The 22,648-nt window shown below is 67.6% G+C and carries 21 protein-coding genes and 6 pseudogenes; 8 read left to right on the plus strand and 19 right to left on the minus strand.

The features are described 5' to 3' along the window. Positions 1 to 120 precede the first annotated feature (120 nt). A pseudogene (locus tag OG609_RS43115) lies at positions 121 to 1,511 on the plus strand (IS1380 family transposase). A 215-nt stretch (positions 1,512 to 1,726) separates the two neighbouring features. Here the strand turns inward: OG609_RS43115 and OG609_RS43120 are convergent. Then, a complete protein-coding gene (locus OG609_RS43120) occupies positions 1,727 to 1,852 on the minus strand; it encodes a hypothetical protein (protein WP_327277727.1) in 126 nt (41 codons plus the stop codon). Position 1,853: 1 nt separating this feature from the next. Between OG609_RS43120 and OG609_RS43125 the strand changes: the two genes are divergently transcribed. Then, positions 1,854 to 2,261 (plus strand): hypothetical protein, encoded by a 408-nt coding sequence (locus OG609_RS43125; RefSeq protein WP_327277728.1) that lies wholly within the window; start codon positions 1,854 to 1,856, stop codon positions 2,259 to 2,261. A gap of 75 nt (positions 2,262 to 2,336) precedes the next feature. Here OG609_RS43125 and OG609_RS43130 read toward each other — a convergent pair whose 3' ends face one another. Next, the gene (locus OG609_RS43130) at positions 2,337 to 3,185 is read right to left on the minus strand and encodes a class I SAM-dependent methyltransferase (RefSeq protein WP_327277729.1); all 849 of its coding nucleotides are present in this window, start codon (positions 3,183 to 3,185) and stop codon (positions 2,337 to 2,339) included. Between the two features lie 85 nt (positions 3,186 to 3,270). Between OG609_RS43130 and OG609_RS43135 the strand changes: the two genes are divergently transcribed. Then, complete coding sequence (locus tag OG609_RS43135) at positions 3,271 to 3,864, plus strand: TetR family transcriptional regulator (protein WP_327277730.1); 594 nt, start codon at positions 3,271 to 3,273, stop codon at positions 3,862 to 3,864. 242 nt (positions 3,865 to 4,106) lie between these two features. Here the strand turns inward: OG609_RS43135 and OG609_RS43140 are convergent, their stop codons facing one another. Further along, entirely contained in the window at positions 4,107 to 5,801 is a 1,695-nt protein-coding gene (locus OG609_RS43140; protein ID WP_327271514.1) for an ISAzo13 family transposase, read from the minus strand. 177 nt (positions 5,802 to 5,978) lie between these two features. Next, the gene (locus OG609_RS43145) at positions 5,979 to 7,241 is read right to left on the minus strand and encodes an IS701 family transposase (RefSeq protein ID WP_442817924.1); all 1,263 of its coding nucleotides are present in this window, start codon (positions 7,239 to 7,241) and stop codon (positions 5,979 to 5,981) included. Between the two features lie 131 nt (positions 7,242 to 7,372). Between OG609_RS43145 and OG609_RS43150 the strand changes: the two are divergent. After that, positions 7,373 to 7,717, plus strand: a pseudogene (locus OG609_RS43150) (transposase); the annotation flags it as partial. Between the two features lie 14 nt (positions 7,718 to 7,731). Here the strand turns inward: OG609_RS43150 and OG609_RS43155 are convergent. The 3 genes from OG609_RS43155 to OG609_RS43165 all read right to left on the minus strand — a co-directional run bounded on the left by OG609_RS43155 (position 7,732) and on the right by OG609_RS43165 (position 10,083). Beyond that, the gene (locus OG609_RS43155; protein WP_327277731.1) at positions 7,732 to 8,514 is read right to left on the minus strand and encodes an IS630 family transposase; all 783 of its coding nucleotides are present in this window, start codon (positions 8,512 to 8,514) and stop codon (positions 7,732 to 7,734) included. Continuing rightward, positions 8,403 to 8,873, minus strand: coding sequence for a helix-turn-helix domain-containing protein (locus tag OG609_RS43160; protein WP_327277732.1), 471 nt, complete (start codon positions 8,871 to 8,873; stop codon positions 8,403 to 8,405). Before OG609_RS43160 ends, OG609_RS43155 begins: the two co-directional genes overlap by 112 nt. A gap of 88 nt (positions 8,874 to 8,961) precedes the next feature. After that, entirely contained in the window at positions 8,962 to 10,083 is a 1,122-nt protein-coding gene (locus tag OG609_RS43165; protein WP_327277733.1) for an IS630 family transposase, read from the minus strand. 117 nt (positions 10,084 to 10,200) lie between these two features. On the opposite strand from OG609_RS43165, the gene OG609_RS43170 reads away from it, so the two are divergent. Next, positions 10,201 to 11,619, plus strand: a complete 1,419-nt coding sequence (locus OG609_RS43170; protein WP_327277734.1) for an IS701 family transposase — start codon at positions 10,201 to 10,203, stop codon at positions 11,617 to 11,619. Positions 11,620 to 11,686: 67 nt separating this feature from the next. After that, the gene (locus OG609_RS43175) at positions 11,687 to 12,808 is read left to right on the plus strand and encodes an IS630 family transposase (RefSeq protein WP_327277735.1); all 1,122 of its coding nucleotides are present in this window, start codon (positions 11,687 to 11,689) and stop codon (positions 12,806 to 12,808) included. A gap of 15 nt (positions 12,809 to 12,823) precedes the next feature. Here the strand turns inward: OG609_RS43175 and OG609_RS43180 are convergent. From OG609_RS43180 to OG609_RS43190, 3 genes and pseudogenes are all read right to left on the minus strand, one after another. Further along, a pseudogene (locus tag OG609_RS43180) lies at positions 12,824 to 13,754 on the minus strand (IS5 family transposase). 53 nt (positions 13,755 to 13,807) lie between these two features. After that, complete coding sequence (locus OG609_RS43185) at positions 13,808 to 14,296, minus strand: hypothetical protein (RefSeq protein ID WP_327277736.1); 489 nt, start codon at positions 14,294 to 14,296, stop codon at positions 13,808 to 13,810. A 223-nt stretch (positions 14,297 to 14,519) separates the two neighbouring features. Further along, complete coding sequence (locus OG609_RS43190; protein ID WP_327277737.1) at positions 14,520 to 15,035, minus strand: cupin domain-containing protein; 516 nt, start codon at positions 15,033 to 15,035, stop codon at positions 14,520 to 14,522. A gap of 106 nt (positions 15,036 to 15,141) precedes the next feature. Here OG609_RS43190 and OG609_RS46605 point away from each other — a divergent pair, with 106 nt between their 5' ends. After that, on the plus strand, positions 15,142 to 15,372 hold the full coding sequence (locus OG609_RS46605) for a hypothetical protein (RefSeq protein ID WP_385657474.1): 231 nt from the start codon (positions 15,142 to 15,144) through the stop codon (positions 15,370 to 15,372). Beyond that, positions 15,335 to 15,705 (plus strand): annotated as a pseudogene (locus tag OG609_RS43195) (hypothetical protein); the annotation flags it as partial. The gene OG609_RS46605 and the pseudogene OG609_RS43195, both read left to right, overlap by 38 nt. 13 nt (positions 15,706 to 15,718) lie before the next feature. Here OG609_RS43195 and OG609_RS43200 read toward each other — a convergent pair. The 9 genes and pseudogenes from OG609_RS43200 to OG609_RS43250 all read right to left on the minus strand — a co-directional run bounded on the left by OG609_RS43200 (position 15,719) and on the right by OG609_RS43250 (position 22,639). Further along, positions 15,719 to 16,241: pseudogene (locus tag OG609_RS43200) on the minus strand (DUF6233 domain-containing protein). Between the two features lie 256 nt (positions 16,242 to 16,497). Beyond that, a pseudogene (locus OG609_RS43205) lies at positions 16,498 to 17,019 on the minus strand (GNAT family N-acetyltransferase); the annotation flags it as partial. A gap of 650 nt (positions 17,020 to 17,669) precedes the next feature. After that, the gene (locus OG609_RS43210; protein ID WP_327277738.1) at positions 17,670 to 18,452 is read right to left on the minus strand and encodes an IS630 family transposase; all 783 of its coding nucleotides are present in this window, start codon (positions 18,450 to 18,452) and stop codon (positions 17,670 to 17,672) included. Further along, positions 18,341 to 18,748: a helix-turn-helix domain-containing protein gene (locus tag OG609_RS43215; RefSeq protein ID WP_327277739.1), complete on the minus strand. Its 408-nt coding sequence runs from the start codon at positions 18,746 to 18,748 to the stop codon at positions 18,341 to 18,343. The genes OG609_RS43210 and OG609_RS43215 overlap by 112 nt, the downstream gene beginning before the upstream one ends. Positions 18,749 to 18,783: 35 nt before the next feature. Further along, on the minus strand, positions 18,784 to 19,686 hold the full coding sequence (locus OG609_RS43220; protein WP_327277901.1) for an IS3 family transposase: 903 nt from the start codon (positions 19,684 to 19,686) through the stop codon (positions 18,784 to 18,786). 5 nt (positions 19,687 to 19,691) lie between these two features. Continuing rightward, entirely contained in the window at positions 19,692 to 19,979 is a 288-nt protein-coding gene (locus OG609_RS43225; RefSeq protein WP_327270990.1) for a transposase, read from the minus strand. Between the two features lie 318 nt (positions 19,980 to 20,297). Next, positions 20,298 to 20,594: a hypothetical protein gene (locus tag OG609_RS43230; RefSeq protein WP_327277740.1), complete on the minus strand. Its 297-nt coding sequence runs from the start codon at positions 20,592 to 20,594 to the stop codon at positions 20,298 to 20,300. Between the two features lie 87 nt (positions 20,595 to 20,681). Further along, complete coding sequence (locus OG609_RS43235; RefSeq protein ID WP_327277741.1) at positions 20,682 to 21,317, minus strand: hypothetical protein; 636 nt, start codon at positions 21,315 to 21,317, stop codon at positions 20,682 to 20,684. A 1,007-nt stretch (positions 21,318 to 22,324) separates the two neighbouring features. Next, positions 22,325 to 22,639 (minus strand): hypothetical protein, encoded by a 315-nt coding sequence (locus tag OG609_RS43250; protein WP_327277742.1) that lies wholly within the window; start codon positions 22,637 to 22,639, stop codon positions 22,325 to 22,327. Positions 22,640 to 22,648: the final 9 nt, after the last annotated feature.

The following is a 22,648-nucleotide window of genomic DNA, read 5'->3' on the forward strand; positions in this document are numbered from 1 at the left end:
TTGATCCACCGATCTGATGGCTGTGGATGACTCTTCGAGAAACAAGGAAGTGCCTTGTGACCTGCGATGATGGGAGTTCTTGAGGCTTCCAGCACGCACGATCGGCAAGGCACTTCCGAGATGCAAGTTTCCCATACTCCAGCGGCGGTCTCCGCTGCGTTCGATGACCCGAATCTGGTCGCGCATGCCGGGCTGGTTCCGGTGATGCGGCTGGCCGAACGGTGCGGGCTGTCGGGCCTGGTGGCGCAGAAGGTGAAGCTGAGCGGGACGAGGAACGGCGCGGGTGCGTCGGCGGACGTCAAGGTCAGCAGCATCGTGGCCGGCATGGCGGCGGGCGCGGACAGTATCGACGACCTCCATATCCTGCGGCACGGCGCGATGCCGGCCCTGTTCCGGGGGCCCGTGCGCCGTCCACGCTGGGCACCTTCCTCCGTTCGTTCACCCACGGTCACGCACTCCAACTCCACGCTGTCCACCGCAGGTTCCTCGGTCAACTGGCCGCGCACGCCCCGCTGCTGCCCGGTGCCGGCGACAAGGCGTTCATTGATATCGACTCCACCCACAAGCGGGTCTACGGCCGGGCCAAGCAGGGTGCCGAGTACGGCCGGTTCAAGGGCATCCGCACCCTGCACCCCCTGCTCGCCACGATCTGCACCCCGCACGCGCGGCCGGTGATCGCCACAGTACGGATGCGCCGCGGCAAGGCAGCCGATTCCCGTGGGGCCCCGAAGTTCGTCAGTGAGGCGCTGTCCACCGCCGTCGAGGCGGGCTGCACCGGCACCCGGATCCTGCGAGCGGACTCGCAGTTCTACAACGCCGGGGTGATCTCGGCCTGCCGCCGGGCCGGAGCCCACTTCTCGATTACCTGCGGGTTGAACCCCTCCATCAAACGGGCCGTCCTCGGCATTCCCGACCAGGCCTGGCAGCAGATCACATACCCGACCGCGGTGCCCGATCCTGCAACCGGTGAGCTCGTCTCGGACGCCGAAGTCGCCGAGATACCCGCCTACACCGCCTTCGCCAGCCGCACGAAAGCGGAGCGGGTCACCGCGCGGCTGATCGTGCGCCGGGTCCGTGACCTGGCCAAACCCGCCATTGTGGGTGAGCAGGGCGAGTTGTTTCCCGTCTGGCGCTACCACCCGTTCTTCACCGACCAGCCCGCCGCAACCCTGCAGGCCGAACGCGAACACCGCCACCACGCGGTCATCGAGCAGGTCATCGCCGACAGCAAAGCCTCCGCCCTGGCCCACCTGCCCTCCGCACACTTCCACGCCAACGCAGCATGGCTCACCCTGTGGGCGATGACCTACAACCTGCTGCGGGCCACCGGCGCACAAGCCTCCGCCTTCCACGCCAGGGCCACCACCGCCACCCTCCGCAGCCACCTGGTCCATGTTCCGGCCCGGATCGCCCACTCCGCCCGCCGCATCACACTGCACCTACCGCACAACTGGCCCTGGCAGCACGCCTGGACACGCCTGTTCTCCACGGCCCACGGACCGGCCGGCTGATACGAAAAGTCCCTGCCCACCCCGCCCGCAAGGGCCCGACCGGAACCGAACCGTGGAAATGCTGGGCAGACCAGCGGACACAACCTGCCCTCACCCGGCCGCCCGACCCCAAGCCGATCAAAAGACCACTCTCAAACCACCTCGGTGGATCAAGGCTTAGACCACTGGCAGGACCGCCCCTGCGTGCTGTGCGAGCCGCCCACGCCGATGCGCTCCTACTCCGGGGAGAGCCACTCGTCGACGACCCGCTGGCTCCCGCCTTCCGACACGCCCGCGAACAGCACGAGCTCAACCGTCTGGAGCGCATCGTCACCGCCCACGACAACACCGGAGAACCCCACGATGACCACTGACCCCGACGCCGAACGCGACGCCATCACCGCGGCGATCCAGCGGCTGCTCGACGGCCGTCCGACCCGGTCCACCGGGGCGCTCACCGCGCTGCAACTCGCCGCCGAGGCAGGCGTCAAGCGCTGGGTCCTGACGCACAAGCATGTTGACCTGAAAGAGGAGTTCGCCCGCCGAAAGACCAAGGCGAACGGCATCCCGCCCGCCTTCCAGCACCTGCACGCCCGCGCCGTCGACGCCGAAGCCACGGCCCACGCGCTGCGGAAGGACAACGACCAGCTCCGCGAGCACGTCGCCGCCTATGCCCAGGTCATCCACGAACTCCGCACCGAGCTGGACCGGCGCATCGGCAACACCACCCAGCGCAGCCCTGTCCGGAGCCTGCCCACCCGCACCACTTGACGCGCGAGGCGGCTGGGGCGTTGACCGTTTCCTGTGGTCGGGTAGCCGGATCACACCCAGGGACCGCCCAAGGCCTCAGTGCTCCGGTCGGCGGGCGGTGACCAGCCAGGAGGAACTGCGCAGCAGTACGGCGTCTCCCCTCTCGTGGGGGCGGAGCGCGTTGGCGAGGGTTCGGCGGGCCAGGCGCTGTTCCTCGGACCCGACTTGTTCGAGGAGGTGCCGGCCGGGGCCGGATCCCAGCAGGAACTCGGCCGCGTCCCCGGCGTCGCGCCCCCAGACCCCGTCCGCGTGGACGCGTACCGCGTCGGACGCCTCGAACCCGGCGTCCGACAGGATCCGTACGGTGCGCTCTGGGTCGGCGAGCGAGAACATCCCGGGGGATCCCGGGGCGCCGAACTCTCCGAAGGGCAGGATGCCGCGTAGTGCAACGAGTGCCTGGAGCCACTCGTTGCCGTCGGCTTCCGCCGGGCAGACGAAGGCCAGGCGCCCGCCCGGGCGCAGCGCGCTGGCGATGTTGATGAAGGCGGCCACCGGGTCGGCAAAGAACATCAGACCGTAGCGGCTGATGGCCACGTCGAAGGTGTCTGGTGCGAAGGGATGACTCTGGGCGTCGCCCTGGGTGAAGGACGCGTTGGACGGCCCTTCGTCACGGGTGCTCTCGCGGGCGCGCTCCAGCATGGGGGCGGACAGGTCCAGGCCCATGGCCCGCCCTTCGGCGGCCCGGCGGGCGGCCAGGCGCGTGGTGCTCCCGGCTCCGCAGCCGACGTCCAGTACGTGCTCGCGCGCCCCGATGGCGGCGGCGTCGAGCAGGGGCCCGTTGAAGGCGTTGTTGACGGCGTCCCAGCGGTCCTGGTTGCGGGCCCACTGCGTCCCCTCGTAACCGTTCCAGGCATGCGCCTGGTCGGTGTTGGCCACGTGTTCCATCGAGTTCCTCCGAGCTAGTATGGGCATGCGCCCAAACAGTATGGGCGCATGCCCATACTGGCAATCGGCTATCGGAAAGAGGTCTATGTCACCGCGTGGAGTGGCCATTCCCGACTTGCGCGAACGGCTGTTCGCGGCCGCCGAACGGGTCGTTGCCCGCGACGGCGCGGCCGCCCTGACCAGCCGGGCGGTCACGACCGAAGCGGAGTGCGCCAAGGGGGTGCTGCACACACACTTCTCCGGCATCGACGAGTTCGTCGCGGAGCTGGTCCTGGACCGCTTCGCGCGCAGCGCGCGCGAAGCCGGGGAGCTGGCCTCGAAGGTGGGGCGGGGCAGCGTCGAGGGGAACCTCGCCAAGGTGGCGCTCGCCCTGCTGAACTCCCTGGATCCCGCGGTCGTCGGCCTGGCCATGACCCGTCCCGGAGCCTCGCTCCACACCCGGCGGGCGCTGGAGGCCGGCGCGCCGGGGTTCACTGCCATGCAGGAATCGGTCTCCGCGTACCTGGAGGCAGAGCGGCGAAGGGGCCGGGTTGCGGAGGGCACTGATGCGGCCGCCATCTCCCTCGCGCTCGTCGGCACCGTCCATCACCTGCTGCTGACGCGTGCGCCCGAGACCGTCGCGGCCGACGGTGAAACGATCCGGCGCCTGACGGCCGTTCTGCTGGGAGGGGCCCGGTAACTCGACCGCACCCATCAACCACGATCGGATGACCAAGAGCGAGCGGCCTGGCGCCGGCCGGGGCGGAAGGCCTCACCGAATGCTGGTCCGAGACCTTCCTGGCAGCGGACGCGCCGGGCCACCGCCGGCAGCACCCACGGGTCTGAGGGCTGACCTCTACCTCGCGGGCCACCTAGACCGCACAACCGGGCCAAAGCAGAACGCTCAGGGGCCAACTGCAGCGCCTAAGGGCCCGTAAAGAATCAACACGTTGGTTTGGTCTTTGTCGTGAGGGTCGCGCCGTGTGCGGTGGCGTGGACGAGGAGTCCTGCCAGGGTGCTGAGGTGTGCTGCTGGGGGCTGGGATGTGTGCGCGTGCTGGTCCATCAGTCGTCGGATCTCGCTGGTGGTGTGGCGGATGGTGTCCTTGCTGACGTCGAAGAGGTGGGCCAGCACGGTAGGTGGCAGAGCGAGGTTTTGTTGCAGCACGGTGGCCAGGACCCGGTCGGCCAGGTCGAGTTTGGCTTTGCGGCCGCCGCCCGGGGCCCGGCGCCGGGTGCCGCCGTCGCGTCGGGTGGCCGGGTCCTGTTTCTGCAGCGCCTGCCAGCCGGGGGTCAGGGTCTCGGTCAGCTCGGTCAGTGCGGTGCAGGTCATGCCGGTCAGCACGGGGTGTGACAGGGCACCGCGGTCGATGACCGCTGCCGGCCCGGGCGTCGGCGGCCTGGTGTGGCCTGCCGGGCTGGCGGGGTGGGGGTGCACGGTGTAGTTCCATTCGCCGTGGAAGGCATGCCCGGTGACCGGCACCGCGTTCAGCTCCGCATCGCTGACCTTCACACCGGTGGGATAGGTGCCGGTGTCGAGTTCGGCGTGGACGGTGAGACCGGTGCGGGTGGTGGTCGCGGCGATGGACTGCACGACGACCTCGTGGCTGTTCAGCGGTCTGCCGCGCCAGTTCATGGTGATGGCGGAGAACAGCCGATGCTCCACCTTGTTCCACTTCGATGTGCCCGGCGGCATGTGACAGACCGTGACGGCCAGGCCGGTCCGGGCGGCGAACGCGGCCAGCTCGGTCTTGAAGGCCCGGGTGCGGTAGCCGTTGGAGCCGCCGGCATCGGCAGTGATCAGCAGACGTCTGGCCTGCGGGTAGTCGAGGCGTCCTTGCCCGTTCCACCAACGGCCGATCGATTCGACCGCGAAGGCTGCGGTGTCGTGATCCGTACCGACATTCACCCAGCCGGTGTCCGCCGCCAGATCGTAGATGCCGTAAGGCAGGGCCTTGCCCAGTGCATCGCCGGGGAAGTCATGGACGTCAACCCGCACGGGTTCACCGGCCGGCCGCCACTGACGTCCCGCATTCTTGAACTCCCCGACGACTTCCTTCTTCTTCGTGTCCACACTGACCACCGGCTCGCCCTCCGCCTGATGGTCCTTGACCTGGTCGTTGATGTAGCGGAACTGCGCGTCCCGGTCGGGGTGCTGAGCGCCCTCAAGGGTCTTGGCATTGGCCTGCAGACTGAAGCCGTTCTCCCGCAGCAGCCTGCCCACGGTCGGCGCTGACGCGGCATGGCCCTGCCGCGTCAGCTCCCCGGCCAGAGACCGCAGCGACTTGGTCGTCCACCGCAGCGGCGACATCGGATCGCCCCGCTCATCCGGCTCGACCAGCGCCAGCAACGCCGGAACGAGCAGCCGGTCAAGCTTCTCGGCGCTCTTGCGACCGCCGCCGTCCCGGCGGACCCGGCCATCGGGCAGTGGGTCCTCACCGCCCTCCAACTCAAAGACGCCCTTCCGCACCGTCGTCTCGCTCACCCCTGCGGCACGCGCGACGGCCCGGACCCCGCCGTGCCCCAGCAGCCGGGCCTCGGCGGCCAGCGCCAGCCGCTGCTGCCGCTCATTCAGGTGAGGGAACAACACTCCGAATCTCAGGGCAAGTTGGTCACGAACCTCGCTCGGTATGCGCATACCACACCAACGACAGGGAGGCCGTGAAGCAACGTGTTGATTCTTTACGGGCCCTAATAGGGCTTTGTTAGGTCCTGTGGTGGGGTTCGGGGGTTGGTGCGGGTTGGCCGCATATCGAGCAGGCGCCGGTCCAGGTGGCCAGGAGGGCCTGGAGTTCGCGGAGGACCGCGTAGAGGGTCAGGCCGGCGCAGGGGCTTTTGGGTCGAGTCTGAGCAGGGTGCAGAAGGCCTGGGCGAGGGAGGCGAGGGTGACGTGGCGGTGCCAGCCGAGGTAGTTGCGGCCCTCGAAGTGGTCCAGGCCGAGGCCGTCCTTGAGCTCGCGGTAGTCGTGTTCAACTCTCCAGCGGATCTTGGCGATTCGCACCAGCTCGCGCAGTGGGATGTCGGCGGGCAGCGTCGAGAGCCAGTAGTCGGTGGGCTCGGCAGAGTCGGGAGGCCACTCGACGAGCAGCCAGCATTCGGGCAGGGAGCCGTCGGCGGCGCGGCGGATGGACCGGTTGGCCGGGCGGACCCGTAGGGCCAGGAATTGCGAGCGCATCTCGGCCCGTGGGTTGTGCTTGGTGGCCTTGCTGCCCTGACGCCAGGTAACGGTGCGGGTGGCCGCTTGCCCGGCGGCCAGGGCCAGCACGCGCAGGGTGGTGTGCGGCTGGGGGTAGGCGGACACGGGAGGGCGGCCCTGCCCGGAGTACGGCGGACGCTCGGGCGTGGCGTCGCCCGGGTGCGCGGTCGTGGTGGCCTTGACCGCGACCGCGTAGGTCAGGCCTCGTTCGGTCAGACCCTCTCGAAAGCCCGTGGCGTCGCCGTATCCGGCATCGGCGACGACCGGCAGGCCCGGCAACTCCCAGTCCCCGCGAACCTCGTCGAGCATGTCCAGGGCCAGGCGCCACTTCTCCCGGTGGCGAGCAGTCTCGGGGATGCCGGCCTTGGCGCGGCGCCGGCGGATCGCCGAAGCCAGCAGCGCGTCCTCGGTATGTTTGGTGTCGTCCCAGCCCTCGGGCAGGAACAGACGCCAGTCGACGGCCGAGGAGGCGCGGTCGCTGACCAGGTTCACACTGACCCCGATCTGGCAGTTGCCCCGCTTGCCCAGCGCGCCGCAGTACATCCGCGCCACCCCTGGCGAGTCGTAGCCGTCCTTGGGGAAGCCGACATCGTCAATCGCGTACGCCTCGGGCGAGATGTGCGCCGCGGCCCAACGGGCCAGCCGCTCACGGACCTTGGCGTAGTCCCAGGTGGAGGAGGACACGAACTGCTGGAGCTGCTGGTGGTCCACGCCCAGGCGCTCGGCCATCGGCTGCATCGACTTGCGCTTGCCGTCCAGCATCAGCCCGCGCAGGTACAACTCACCCTTGGCCCGCTGGTCCCGACGCGCCAACGAGCCCAGCATCTCGGCCGCGAACGCCTCCAGACGCGGACGGACCTCTTCCATCTCCTCAGGAGTCACAACTGAAAGAAGATCACAATCTATCCAACGAGGATCACTTGGGGTACCTAACAAAGCCCTACTAAGAACTCCTAACGAAATGATCTACCAAGTGGTTAGATCACTCCGGGACTCATGATCCGGGGTACGGGGTGGCTCGGCCAAAGCCGTGGGAAGTCGATGACGAGTTGTGGGCGGTGATCGAGCCGCTGTTGCCCAAGGTCAAGCGTCGGACCCGGCATCCAGGACGCAAGCGGCATCCGGACCGGCTGGTGTTCCAGGGCATCCTGTTCGTGCTGCACACCGGGATCGCCTGGGAACACCTGCCGCAGGAACTCGGCTTCGGGTCGGGCATGACCTGTTGGCGCCGCCTGGCCGAATGGACCGAGGCCCGGGTGTGGCCGCGGCTCCACGAGGTCCTTCTGGCCAAGCTCCGCGGCGCGAACGCCCTGGACTTTTCCCGGGCGGCGGTCGACGGCTCCCACATTCGGGCGCTAGTAGACCGTCGCAGCTAATTTTTGGGATAGAGGTGGCGCAGTTTGATGCGTGCGTCGTGGGTGGTGAACTGCCAGTCCACGTGGCGTTGTTCGGTGTTGGTGGCGTTCTGCCAGGCCGAGAGTTCAGTGTTGAGGATGTCGAGGTCGCCGATCCGGCGGTCGAGACATTGCCGGGTCAGCGCGGAGAGTTCGATCTCGGCGATGTTGAGCCATGACCCGTGTTTGGGCGTGTGGTGGATCTCGAGGCGTTGGGCCAGGGCGAAGGCCTCTTCTGGTTCGAATGCCTCGTACAGTGAGGCGATGCCGTGGGTGTTGAGGTTGTCCATCACCAGCACCACGGCCTCGGCGTCGGGGTAATCCACGCTCAGCAGCTGCTTGACCTGGCCGGCCCAGTCGATCCGGGTCCGCTGGGACAGTGCCTGAACTCGACGCCACCCGCGCAGGGGTTCGACCCACACGAAGATCGAGCACGTGCCGCAGCGGATGTACTCGCTGTCCTGGCAGGCGTCGTGACCAGGGCGGGCCGGGAGCGGGTCGCGGGCATGGTCGACGAGCTGGTAGGGCTTCTCGTCCATGCACACCACCGGACGTGCCGGGTCATAGGGCCGGGCGTAGACGGCCAGCACGTCTTCCATCCGGGCCGCGAACTCCGCGTTCGCTCGTGGTGGGATGGTCCAGCACTTCTTCAGGTGAGGACGCAGTTCCGTTTTTTTAAGACCCGCCCGATGGTGGAGTGGTCCAGATCGGGGATGTCCTCGACCAGCGCGACGTGCTTCTCCAGCAGCCGCAGTGACCACCGGGCATGGCCTTGGGGTGGCTGTGAGCACGCCATCGCGATCAGGCGGGCTTCGACCTCACCAGTCACTGGCGAGGGCACCGGTGGGAGGTCGCGCTTCTTCCGCGCGATCGTGGCGTGAACATCGCCACCGGTCTCGGCGAAACGCTTGGCGACCAGCCGCAACGTCTCACCGGAGACGCCGAGCCGGGCCGCGATCACCTCCTTGGGATCCGCCTCACCCGCCGAGGTATCCAGCGCAAGCAGTACCCGCGCACGCATGATCATCGAGGCCCCACGAACACCTGTCGTGGTCACCCGGACCAACTCCTCGCGATCCTGCGCGGTCAACCTGACCGGCCGCTTCTTCTGCGAACCCATGACAACAGTCCTGTCTGGCAAAGGGGAAGGCATCTGCCAGACACCAACCTCCCAACCAGGCACGCCATAACTAAGCAGCGACACGCTACTAGTGTCCTGCGCCGGAGATCCGTCGGCAGAAGCGGGCGAGGGAGTCGAGGATCTCCTCGGCCGTCTTGGTCCAGATGAACGGTGTTGGGTTTTCGTTCCACTCCTTTACCCACGCACGGATGTCGGCTTCCAGGGAACGCACGCTTTTGTGGGAGCCGCGGCGGATCTTCTGGTCGGCGAGGAAGCCGAACCACCTCTCCACCTGGTTGATCCAGGACGAACTGGTAGGGGTGAAGTGCAGGTGGAATCGGGGGTGTTTGGCCAGCCATGCCTTGATGGCGGGCGTCTTGTGGGTGCCGTAGTTATCGCAGATCAGGTGGACCTGGAGGTGCCCGGGAACCTCCTTTTCGATCTTGATGAGGAACTTCTTGAACTCCGCTGCCCGGTGCCGACGGTGCAGCGAGGTGATGACTTCGCCGGTCGCGACGTCGAAGGCCGCGAAGAGGGTGGTCAGACCGTTGCGGACGTAGTCGTGGGTGCGACGCTCGGGCATGCCCGGCATCATCGGCAGCACCGGCTGAGACCGGTCCAGCGCCTGGATCTGCGACTTCTCGTCCACCGACAGCACCACCGCCCCTTCGGGCGGATTGAAGTACAGCCCGACCACGTCGTAGACCTTCTCCACGAACAAGGGGTCCGCCGACAGTTTGAAGGTGTCCGTCAGATGAGGCTTGAGATGGAACTTGCGCCAGATTCGGCCCACGGTCGACTTCGACAGCCCGCTGCGGTCGGCCATCGACTTGCGCGACCAGTGCGTGGCGTTCTTCGGCATCTCCTCCAACGTGCTGACCACGACGGCCTCCACCTGGTCGACGCTGATGGTGGGCGGTCGACCCGGCCGGGGCTCGTCCATCAACCCGTCCAGCCGGGCGGCCAGGAACCGCCGACGCCACTTGCGGACCGTATCCGCCGCTACCCGAAGATCCCGCGCCACCACAACAATCGGCGGAACGTCAGGGCCTGCACACGCCAGCACGATCCGCGCCTGTAACGCCACCGCCTGCGCAGACGTCGCCCGCCGGGCCCAACGCTCCAGCACCGCACGCTCGTCAACGGACAACAACAACGGTTCCAGCTTCGGACCACGACGCGGTGCGGGCACACCCGCAGAAACACTCATACAGGAACTAACGATGGATCTCCGGCGCAGGACACTAGCGGTGGTTTGTTGACTGCGGGTCAGGGCCGTAGTAGGCCGGTAGCAGAGGAACGTTGCCTCGCCGCCTGGGGGCTTGTGATGACCCGTCGTCTGCCGTGTCCGCCCGCACCGGGCCCGCTGGAAGCCTACGCCGCACGCTTCGATGACCTGTTCTCCACACTGGCACAGCGCCGTGGGTTCCGCGAGTACCTGACCGGGCTACTGTTGCCGCGGAACCGCAACAAGACGCTGACCTGCCTGGCCGGCACCGAACCCGTCGTCGGGGCCCAGCACCCCTCGGTGCAGCGGCTGCAGTTCTTCCTGTCCGAATCGACCTGGGACCACGAGCAGGTCAACGCCCGCCGGGTGGAACTGCTGCTGGCCGACCCCGCGACCGCGCCGCACCCGGGCGGGGTGCTGGTGATCGATGACTCCGGGGACCGTAAGGACGGGAAGGCGACCGCGCACATCGGACGGCAGTGGCTGGGCCGGCTGGGCAAGACCGACAACGGCATCGTCACCGTGACCACCTGCTGGGCCGATGAGAACCTCTACTACCCGCTGCACGCCGTGCCCTACAGCCCCGCCCATCACTTCCCCAAGGGCAAGAGCGACCCCGGCTTCCGCACCAAGCTGCAGATCGCCGCAGAGCTGGCCCGCACCGCGAAGACTGCCGGGGTGGGCTTCCGGGCCGTGGCCGCCGACTGCGCCTACGGCGACCAGGACAGCTTCCGCAGACAACTCGCCTCGGCAGGGCTACCGTTCGTCATGGACCTCAAACCGAGCCACGGCACCTGGGCCTACGGCAAGGACGCCTACACTCCCGTCGATGCCGCCCGCGCCTTGACCTGGACGGACCCCGAGCATCCGGGTGACTGGACCGCCGTCGAGCGAACCTTCCGTGACGGGCACACCGAGACCTGGTGGGCCGCCGACGCCCGCCTCGGCTGGTGGGGACCCGACGGGAACGTCCGCCTGGTCGTGGCCACCACCGACCCGGCCACGCTGCCCCCGCAAGCCACCTGGTACCTGGCCACCGACCTGCCCCGCCCCGGCGGCCCCCGCGAGGCCGACAGCCCCGAACCGGCCGCCGGGCTGCACGAAGTCGTCCGGATCTACGGCATCCGACACTGGATCGAGCAGAGCTACAAACAGGTCAAGGGCGAACTCGGGTGGGCCGACTTCCAAGTCCGTTCCGACACCGCCATCCGCCGCCACCAGACCCTGGTCACCTGCGCCTTCTCGTTCTGTTGGGACGCCTGGTTCAGTCCACCACCCGAGGTTTCGCCCGAAACAGCACCACCGGAGCCGCCCGAAGAACCGGGCCGGCCCGAGAGGGGGACCAACCAGACCCCACCAGCCCCACACGGCCACCTGGCCCAAGGCGATACGCGCCGTCCGGGCCTGGCTCGACCCCTGGACCAGCCTCCAACGATGCTGGCGAGCCTGGACGAATGCACCCCCACCACCCGAACTCCAAGCCCTGATCAACGCCGTCGGCGCAGGCCACCCGCTTGACCTCTACTCCCCGGCTTAACAAACCACCGCTAGTGTCCTGCGCCGGAGATCCATCGTTAGTTCCTGTATGAGTGTTTCTGCGGGTGTGCCCGCACCGCGTCGTGGTCCGAAGCTGGAACCGTTGTTGTTGTCCGTTGACGAGCGTGCGGTGCTGGAGCGTTGGGCCCGGCGGGCGACGTCTGCGCAGGCGGTGGCGTTACAGGCGCGGATCGTGCTGGCGTGTGCAGGCCCTGACGTTCCGCCGATTGTTGTGGTGGCGCGGGATCTTCGGGTAGCGGCGGATACGGTCCGCAAGTGGCGTCGGCGGTTCCTGGCCGCCCGGCTGGACGGGTTGATGGACGAGCCCCGGCCGGGTCGACCGCCCACCATCAGCGTCGACCAGGTGGAGGCCGTCGTGGTCAGCACGTTGGAGGAGATGCCGAAGAACGCCACGCACTGGTCGCGCAAGTCGATGGCCGACCGCAGCGGGCTGTCGAAGTCGACCGTGGGCCGAATCTGGCGCAAGTTCCATCTCAAGCCTCATCTGACGGACACCTTCAAACTGTCGGCGGACCCCTTGTTCGTGGAGAAGGTCTACGACGTGGTCGGGCTGTACTTCAATCCGCCCGAAGGGGCGGTGGTGCTGTCGGTGGACGAGAAGTCGCAGATCCAGGCGCTGGACCGGTCTCAGCCGGTGCTGCCGATGATGCCGGGCATGCCCGAGCGTCGCACCCACGACTACGTCCGCAACGGTCTGACCACCCTCTTCGCGGCCTTCGACGTCGCGACCGGCGAAGTCATCACCTCGCTGCACCGTCGGCACCGGGCAGCGGAGTTCAAGAAGTTCCTCATCAAGATCGAAAAGGAGGTTCCCGGGCACCTCCAGGTCCACCTGATCTGCGATAACTACGGCACCCACAAGACGCCCGCCATCAAGGCATGGCTGGCCAAACACCCCCGATTCCACCTGCACTTCACCCCTACCAGTTCGTCCTGGATCAACCAGGTGGAGAGGTGGTTCGGCTTCCTCGCCGACCAGAAGATCCGCCGCGGCTCCCACAAAAGCGTGTGTTCCCTGGAAGCCGACATCCGTGCGTGGGTAAAGGAGTGGAACGAAAACCCAACACCGTTCATCTGGACCAAGACGGCCGAGGAGATCCTCGACTCCCTCGCCCGCTTCTGCCGACGGATCTCCGGCGCAGGACACTAGGACTTGTCCGGTCGATCATGTTCGGAGCCAGATGACGAGTGCTGCTGCGGTGGCGGTGCCGAGGAAGACGTAGCCGCGCTTGTCGTATCTGGTGGCCACGGCCCGGTGCTGCTTGAGGCGGTTGATTGCCCGTTCGATGGTGTTGCGTTTCTTGTAGCGGTCGCCGTCGAAGCCGGGGGGCGTCCGCCGCGTGAGCCTTTGCGCCGGCGGGCGGCCTGGCTGTCGGTCTTCTCCGGGATGGTGTGCCGGATGCCCCGGCGCCGCAGGAACTCGCGGCAGGGTCCGTTGCTGTAGGCCTTGTCGGCGGCAAGGCTGTCCGGCTTCTTGCGGGGCCTGCCCGGCCCGTGCCTGGGGACGCGGATCTTATCCAGGACCAGCTTGGACTGGGTGCAGTCCGCCCGCTGTCCCGGTGTGACGACCAGGGACAGCGGGCGGCAGCGGCCGTCCGCGCTCAAGTGGAGCTTGCTGGTGAACCCACCGCGCGAGCGGCCCAGGCCCTCACATCCCGCACCACCTCCACCAGGCGGGCGTGCAGGCTCTGCCACGGCGTCTCGTCCTGGTGTTCTGGCGGTTCGCCCCCCTTTGAACCGGGGGCGGGCGGTGGTTCGGTCCGGGCGCCGGCCGCGTGCTGATGCGCGCGGACGACAGTGGAGTCGACCGAGATGTCCCAGTCGATCTCACCAGCGGCGTCGGCCTCGGCCTGGACCTGCTGAAGCAGCCGTTCCCAGGTGCCGTCAGCCGACCACAGCCGGTGCCGTTCGTAGATGGTCTTCCATGGTCCGAACCGTTCAGGCAGGTCACGCCACTGCACGCCGGTCCGAACCCGGTGCAGAATCCCGTCGATCACCTGCCGATGGTCCCGCCACCGGCCACAACGTCTGTTGCTGACAGGCAGGAACGGCCGCAGCCGTTCCCACTCGGCATCACTCAGATCACCCCGCCCCATGCCCGCATCAACGATCCAGAAGCAAGGCAGTTACATGATCGGCCGGACAAGTCCTAGAAGGGCCTGTCTCCTTGGCCCTCTACTGGCCGGGGCGCTTGCGGATGGTCCATGGTGGTGCCGTCGGGATTGCGCCCGAAGGCGGCCTCTAGAACGGCGGGAACGTCTGCCTCGGGGACCGTGGTGCGCACCTCCGCCAGGACATGACGGAAGGTGTCATCATCGATGGCGCCCATGTGCTCCTGACGGAGTTGGTAAATGATCTCGACGAGTTCGGGCCTCAGCCGCATCCAGGCACGGGAGGTGCGGATCTCTTCATCGACCTGGTGCATGAACCAGCACATGACCTCATAGGGAACTTCCACGTGTGGCCCGCGCGGGTTGAAGCACACCGTCGGCTCCCGTGCCGGATCCTCATCGGGGACGACTGCGGTCACGAGATTCCGTTGCCCGGCCACGAGGTCCAGTTCCAAGTACCAGGCGTCATCGGGTACGGAGTACATCGCGGTGATTGCGTAGTCGCCGTCGGGGTGTCGGAAGGCCATTGCCGCATGCTGTCACGCTGGGCTGGGGGCGTGCCTCTCCAATTACGGGACCCGACGTTCCTATCCCCGGGTCCATATGAGGATGGCGGCAAGGTGGAGTGCTGCCTGGTAGGCGATGGCGAGCTTGTCTGTTCGCATGGCCAGGCCGCGCCTATGTAGAGGCGTTCCGCGGAGGCGAGGTCCCGCGAGGGGCGGGCCACGCGGATGTGGCTCGTGGAGTCGATCACGCCGAGCGCTCCAGAGCGGCACGCCATACCGGGCTGTCGACGTAGTGGTTGTCGAAGCGTTCCGCGGAATCGGCGATCTCCTTCGGGTCGGCCTCACCGCGCATCACCTGGCCGAGCAGGCGCAGATAGTCGAACCGGCCCATGCCCGGGGTGAACACGAACAGGACGTCGGCCTCGGCGCCGGGCGCCGCCGCGAAGGCATGCGGGGTGTGCGGCGGCACCGCCAGGAAATCGCCCGTGTTCAGGACGGTGACCTTGTCTCCCACCAGCACCTGCAGGGACCCGCTGATCACGAAGAACAGCTCCGTCGCCCTGGTGTGGAAGTGGGCCGGTGCCCCCACGGCCCCCTTGCTGAAGGTGGATCGGTAGCTCGTGAAGCCGCCGCCGGCGCCAGCTGCGTCCGAGTCGGCCAGCAGGGTCATCACACTGCTCGGGTCGGCGCAGGTCTCAGCGTCCGCGTGGCGGGTCAGCACCGCCTGGAGAGTGGTGGCGGGGGTGGTTTCCTCAGTCATGATCACGACTCTACGGTCCGAAGTGCTCCACTGAGCAGGCCATTCCAGCACCGGAGAGTTGGGCCAATTACCCGGTGGAATGGGGTGTCTGACCGGACCGCGACGAATGGGGAAGCCTGGCCGCCCGGGTCGCGGTAAGCCGCTCGCCTCCGGCGACGTCATCGCGGGCGACCTCTGCAACGCGGTCGCGGCGGGCCGCCCCTACCTGGTCCGGGCGCTGATCGGCTTCGGTTCCCACCTGCTGATCTCGCAGCCTGGCTCCGACCGCACCGCCGCGGCCCTGCGCGTGCTCGACTTCCAGGCTCGGCATCCCCGACCTGTGGCCTCCGACCCCTGAGACATGGGACGAGGACACCTTCTTCGGCCTGATCGAGGTCTTCCACGACCTGGTCAGCCGTCCCCGCACCCGCCGCTTCCACAGGTGGAGAGTAAACGGTCGTCGATCGTCACCCTCGCGGGGATTCTCGAGGAACGCCGCGCCTTGCTCAAAGACCAGCTCGGCAAGGATGAGGGGGCATTGTTCGAGATCGCCAACCGCTACGACCTACGCCACGGCAAGGCGGACCAGCGCGGCGACTACGACGAAGCGTTCCTGGACTGGATCTTCTGTTGGTACCTCGGGACGGTGGAGTTGACCAACCGACTGATTGCGTCGCGGACCGCTAGCTGATCCCTGCGCGCCATCACCCGAATCCGTGGTCGAAGCCCTTGAGGACCGGGTCCAGCTCGGCAGCGGCGCCGCACAGCGAACACAGCCGAACGCCCGGCTGCTCGGCAGCGTCCAGCGCCCGGCCCAGCGGCAGCACCGGCGCCCCGGCCGGCGCCTCTTCGCAGTCGACAGCGTGCACGACACCACCCCGGCCGGGCCCGCGGCCGCCGACCTTCGCCAGTACCCAGCCAGACGGCCGGACCGGCCCCAGCGCTTTCTGGACGGGCGAGGGCGGCTCCAGGTACTCCGGTGGGCACGGCGTCGTACGAGATGTCGTCCACGGGCCGCACGTGGTCAGGGGCGCGCACCCAGACCCGGTACTCGGCAGGCTCCACCGAGTTGCCGGGACCGTTGCGGTACGCCGGTAGTCCGACCTCGTACCGCCAGCCGTCGCGCTCCTGACGCCGATACCACAGGTGCGCGACGACCGCCTGGTTCCCGGGCAGCAGCACCCGGATGGGCGCGGGCACCGGCTCGGGGGCGGAGGACGTCGTCATACCGCCCACCGTACGGACGGCCGCCCAGAGCACGGCCACGACCTGCGCGGATGCCGGTCGGAGCGGGGTCAGGACGCGGGGAGCGGCAGAATCCCGTGGATGACCAGGAGCCGCCCATAGGGGTGGGCATGGCCTGCATCTGGACGCCGGTGCGCAGGGGCTTCACCGAGAAGCGGTAGCCCTTGGTCGGGCCGTGGTAGATGAAACCTGCTGGCGTGGGGATGCCGATGCCGTCGGGGGAGAGCGTGAAGCCGAGCCCGGCGTAGAAGTCCGTCAGCTCCGGCTCGTGCGTGACGTACAGGACGGCCGCGCCCAGCTTTCCCGTCGGATGTGAGCCCATCGCCTTCTCCGCTTCGGCGACCAGGGCGCGCGCGATGCCCTTCCCGCGCCACTCGTCGACCACCGCGAGGGAGCCCAGGCTGGCGATGAGACCGGCGATGGTGTGCACGTTGGGCGATCCCATGAGCATCGGGTGGGTGAACGCCCATGCTGCCGGCAGCGCGAGCATCCCGCCGACCAGCGCGCCGGACGCGCTCTCCTCCACCACCCGTACGTGCGCGAGCTTCTCAGGATCGAGGCTCTGGCCGATCGCCGAAGGGAGCTGCCGCCAGGAGCCGTCCAGGTTGTCCGGGTCGGCCATCCGGATCACAGGCTCCAGCGGGGCCGCGTCCGCTTGCGTCGCGCCCCGGATCACGATGCCGTCCGGCAGTGCCGGGACGCTCACGGGGATGACGTCACCCGGCTGCACACCGGCCCTGCGAGCCGCGGCAGCGTACATCCGCTCACCCAGCACGTTTCCCGAGAACAGGCCCTCTCTGCCTCCCGACGCGCCGGATTCCCCGACCGACGGGCACCCTTGCGCACACCGTTCCGCTTCCCCGCAACGTCTCTCCCCTTGTCACCGCAAACCTCCCCCACCCGGCAGGGCCTTAACACCCCGCCACCCGCAGCAACTTGAAAGCTGTGACCTTGAGCGCTACATGGCGTCGCTTCTGGGGAGCCGCCCGTCAGAGGGCCGTGTTGATTCGTAGTCGGCGGGTGCTTTGCCTGGTAGCTGGCGGTTCCTTTGGTCGGCCTGTCAGCTTCGGATCGACAGTGCAGCCGGTGTGCCTCACACCGTGCTGTGAGCGTCTACGAGTCGCCGCTGCACATCCGACACCAGGTGCTGAAGGCGTCCCGGCCGTATCTCCTCGCTTTCCATCCACTCGTCAAGGCGCGGACGTAGGTACCGCACCATGTCGGATCCGTGGCGGCGCAGTACTGAACAGCTGATCGAAATCTCTTCCTGGACCTCTCTCCGGAGATGATCGGTCCAGCCCTGGCTTCGGTCGTCCTTTCCCAGAGGATCCTTGAGAGCGGCCACCGCCTCATCGAGGATCGCAAGCAAGTCCATAACGCCTCCCAAAGTGCCCTAGTAGACCGTCGCAGCTAATTTTTGGGATAGAGGTGGCGCAGTTTGATGCGTGCGTCGTGGGTGGTGAACTGCCAGTCCACGTGGCGTTGTTCGGTGTTGGTGGCGTTCTGCCAGGCCGAGAGTTCAGTGTTGAGGATGTCGAGGTCGCCGATCCGGCGGTCGAGACATTGCCGGGTCAGCGCGGAGAGTTCGATCTCGGCGATGTTGAGCCATGACCCGTGTTTGGGCGTGTGGTGGATCTCGAGGCGTTGGGCCAGGGCGAAGGCCTCTTCTGGTTCGAATGCCTCGTACAGTGAGGCGATGCCGTGGGTGTTGAGGTTGTCCATCACCAGCACCACGGCCTCGGCGTCGGGGTAATCCACGCTCAGCAGCTGCTTGACCTGGCCGGCCCAGTCGATCCGGGTCCGCTGGGACAGTGCCTGAACTCGACGCCACCCGCGCAGGGGTTCGACCCACACGAAGATCGAGCACGTGCCGCAGCGGATGTACTCGCTGTCCTGGCAGGCGTCGTGACCAGGGCGGGCCGGGAGCGGGTCGCGGGCATGGTCGAGGAGCTGGTAGGGCTTCTCGTCCATGCACACCACCGGACGTGCCGGGTCATAGGGCCGGGCGTAGACGGCCAGCACGTCTTCCATCCGGGCCGCGAACTCCGCGTTCGCTCGTGGCGGGATGGTCCAGCACTTTCTCAGGTGAGGACGCAGTTCCGTTTTTTTAAGACCCGCCCGATGGTGGAGTGGTCCAGATCGGGGATGTCCTCGACCAGCGCGACGTGCTTCTCCAGCAGCCGCAGCGACCACCGGGTATAGCCTTGGGGTGGCTGTGAGCACGCCATCGCGATCAGGCGGGCTTCGACCTCACCGGTCACCGGCGAGGGCACCGGCGGGAGGTCGCGCTTCTTCCGGGCAATCGTGGCGTGAACATCGCCACCGGTCTCGGCGAAACGCTTGGCGACCAGCCGCAACGTCTCACCGGAGACGCCGAGTCGGACCGCGATCACCTCCTTGGTGTCCACCTCACCCACCGAGCTGTCCAGCGCAAGCAGCACCCGCGCACGCATGATCATCGAGGCCCCACGAACACCTGTCGTGGTCACCCTGAAGTTCCCCCCTGGTCTTGGACAGCGGTTGCTTACGCTGCGGGGGTGAAGTCGTGCTGCAGCCTGGCTCGGGTTTCGAGTGGGGTGAGGTACCCGAACTCGGGGTGCTTGCGGAGCCTGGTGCGGTTGTACTCGACCTCGATGAAGCGGAAGATGTCAGCGCGGGCCGCCTCGCGGCTCTCCCAGACGGCGGTGCCGATCTCCGCTTTCAGCAGTCCGAAGAAGCTCTCGGCTGCGGCGTTATCGTAGCATATGCCGGTTCTTCCCATGCTCTGCCTCAGGTTCAACTCCTGTAGTTCGCGGCGGAATTCGCCACTCGTGTACTCGCTTCCGCGATCGGTGTGCATGATGCAGCCACCCTGAAGGTCACCGCGGCCGGCGGCCATCCGCAGCGCGTCGGTGACCAGCTCGGCACGATGGTGTTCGGCCATCGCGTAACCGATCACCTCGCGCGTCGCCAGGTCGATGACGGTCGCGAGATACCACCAGCCGTCGATCGTCGGCAGATAGGTGATGTCACCGACGAGCTTCATGCCGGGCCGGTTAGCGGTGAAGTCGCGGCCGACCAGGTCCGGAGCCGGTGCGGCCTTGGTGTCCTGTTGCGTCAGGTGGCGGCGTCTGCGGCGGGTGATGCCGCGGATGTCGCGCTCGCGCATGATCCGCTCGACCTTCTTCCGGTTGATCGCATGTCCCTTGCGCCGCAGCGCGGCGTGCACGCGCGGGGCGCCGTAGGCACCCCGCGAGGAGGCGTGGATCTCACGGATCTCCTCGCTCAACTCGTCCTCGGCGCACTGTCGTTCGGCCGCTGTCGGCCGGGCCGCCAGCCAGGAGTAGAAGGTGGAGCGGTTGATCCCCGTGACACGGCACAGCAAAGCCACGCTGTAGCCGCCAGGGTTGGCCTCGGCGGCCTTCTCCGCGTCGATGAAACGGCACAGCGTGCCTACTTCATCGTCTCCTTCGCGAAGAAGGCCGCTGCTTTTTTCAAGATCTCGATCGTCTGCTGCTGTTCCCGGTTCTCCCTGCGCAGCCGCTGGAGCTCATCCTTCTCCGCCGTGGTCAGCGCGCCGGGCGCCCCCTCGCCGCAGTCGACCTTCGCCTGCTTCACCCAGCCGCGAAGCCCCTCCGCACTCACACCGAGTTCCCGGGCGACCTCGGTGACGTTCCGCCCTGACGACCGGACCAGTGCCACCGCGTCCCGCTTGAACTCCGACGTGTACCGCTTGCTCATGTTGCTCTTGCCACTCAACCTGGACTGCTTCCTCCGGGACTGATCCGTCCCAGTATCAGGCTGTCCACTTCAGAGGGGGAACTTCACCCGGACCAACTCCTCGCGATCCTGCGCGGTCAACCTGACCGGCCGCTTCTTCTGCGAACCCACAACAACAGTCCTATCTGGCAAAGGGGAAGGAATCTGCCAGACACCAACCTCCCAGTCAGGTGCACCATAACTAAGCGGCGACACGCTACTAGGGTGTCCTGCGGCGACCCACAGGTCTGGGCTCGCCAACTATCGCTCAAATTCGCCAACTAGCTGTCAAAGTCGCACTCACCGGCAGAGGCGGTGACGGGCGCACCAGGCGAAGGGGAGGTCGTCCAGCAGGATGTCCTTCAGTTCGTCCTCCCACATCCCGTCCAGGAGGAATGGGGCGCTCTCCAGCCGCTCGCAGATCACCAGACTCTCGGGCTGACCGACCAGCGCGCACCGGCCGTGTTCGGCGGGCACGCTGCCCGGCCCGTACGCGCGCAGCAGCTCCTCCAGGCGCTCGCGGTGCCGGTCGGCGAACGCCTCCAGGCGCTGCAGGTAACTGTCCCGCTCATCCCCGCGCACGGCGCTGAGAGCCACGGCCAGGATCTCGTGCGACGCATCGGGGACGAGGAAGTTGTCCGGGTCGGTGCAGGCCCACGTGCACCGGTGCCCCGCTGAGCGCTGTTACTTGCCCGGCTTGAACGCGCCTTCCGCCGGGTGTGCGAACGCCCGCATCGTGGTCTGCTTCCCGGCCGCGGTCCCCTTGAGCGCGAGCTGCCCGCCCATCACCCGCAAGTCCAGGCAGAAGCGCACCGCACCCTGCTCGGTCTTCAGGCCGTGGATGCTGGAGTCGATGTAGCCGAGCTTGTTCAGCTTCTGCCTCACCTGAATCGTGGTGGGCTTGTTCAGACCAGTCAGCACCTTGGTAATGCGTTTGCCATGCTCACGCCCCTCACACGCCTCCACCTCGTTCAGCTTGGGCTGCTCAGGCGTAGCGGTGGGGGACGGCACGTCCGTGGGCGGCTTCTCGTCCACCGGCAGCAGCTCACTCGGCCGCGTGGGCGGATGCTCACCCGGGCCCGGATCATCCGGCTCCGTCGCCGCCGGGGCATCCGGCACGCACGGTGCACCCACCCGCTCCAGCATTTCCATAAACGCGACCTGCGGATCCGGGCTCGGGCTGTTAGCCGGCGCCTGCGCGCCCACGCTGTTCGCGGTGTTCTGCTGCCGTCCCCCGGCCTGCTCGCTGCCGCACGCAGCCAGCGCCACCACCGCGAGCGCTGCCGCCCCCGTGCCTGTAAGAACTCTGTTCAGCGTCATGAACACACGCTCACGGAACAGCTGCCATCACGCATGAGCACGCGTACTCATGCGCACCCCGCCAGGCCCGTAGGGGCGTGGTCGAGGGCCGCACATCCCCCTCAGCGCACGTTGCCGCCCTCTGCCCGGAGCAGAAGGTGGGAAGAAACGGTGGGCGGGTGCGCTGAGGGGGACCGACGCCGTCGGGGGCAGCGGTGTCGGCCCACGCGGCCGCCACCGTCAGGCGGTCCCGGAGGCCGGGTGCCGCTGCTCCCGACGCCCAGCCAGCGAGCGCGGGCATCGCCATTGTTCCGTCAGGCGGCCCAGTCGAGCCCGAGTTCAGCGTGCTCTTGGAGCTTGCTGGCCGTCAGCTTCGCGCGCCTGCTCTTGGTATTCGACAGGAACACCCCGAGCTTGACCTCTGTCCCGTCTTCCAGCTGCTCTACGTGGGCCCTGGGGCCCACCCGCCGGGCCAGCGCGGCGGGGTATCCGGTTCCGGCGTAACTACCGGGCCTGGTACGACCCTCTGTTCACGGGGCGCGGACGGCGTCACGATGCATGAACAGTCCGGCGCGCGAGATGGGGGAGAACATGAACTGTCCCAGCTGTGGAGCGGGAGCGTCTCAGGGATCCGATGGTTCCTGGACGTGCAACAACCAGTGCGGATGGGCATCGGGGATTAACCCGGCGCCTACAGCGGTAGTCTCCGACCATGGCGATGACTTCGCAACCGGAACAGCCGGCCCGGCCTGAGGGGCCGAAGCCGATCCCGCACCCCGAGATCACCTACATAGCGTGTGCTCAGTGTGGGACGCAGATCGCGGGCCTTGATGGCCGGTACGCGTGCTCGGGATGCGGCTGGGTCAATGAGTGGTCCGAGGGACACCGTCCGCTCCCCGAAGTCCGGCGCCCGGCATGAATTCCCCTCTCGGCACATGACTGTGGGCCCGTCCATCGTGGAGGGGCCCACAGGCAGCACGAAAAATCGTGGCTAGGCGGTGGTCAGACAGCCCTGATGAGGCATGCCGTTAGAGAAAGCAGGCGGAAACGTAGCCAACCACGCCAGTGCGCTCGTTCCGCACCAAATGCCAGGCGATCGTGTTGGAGCCGTCCGGGCAATCGATCCGGGGACCGGGATCGCTCTGAATCAAGTACGCGCAGTCGCCCTGGTTGGCCCACCCGACCTCGTCCCCGCCCGGCTTGTTGCGCATGCGGATGTTGGTGCCCTTGAAGTCGGTATGGGGACCGCCGACAGCACACGCCGCTGCGGCGACGGGGGCCTCCGCTGCGTGTGCTGTCGAGCCGAGCGTGAAGGCCCCGAACGTGAGTGTGACAACGGCCATGCTCGCCAC

The organism is Streptomyces sp. NBC_01224, assembly GCF_036002945.1.
Taxonomy (GTDB): domain Bacteria; phylum Actinomycetota; class Actinomycetes; order Streptomycetales; family Streptomycetaceae; genus Streptomyces.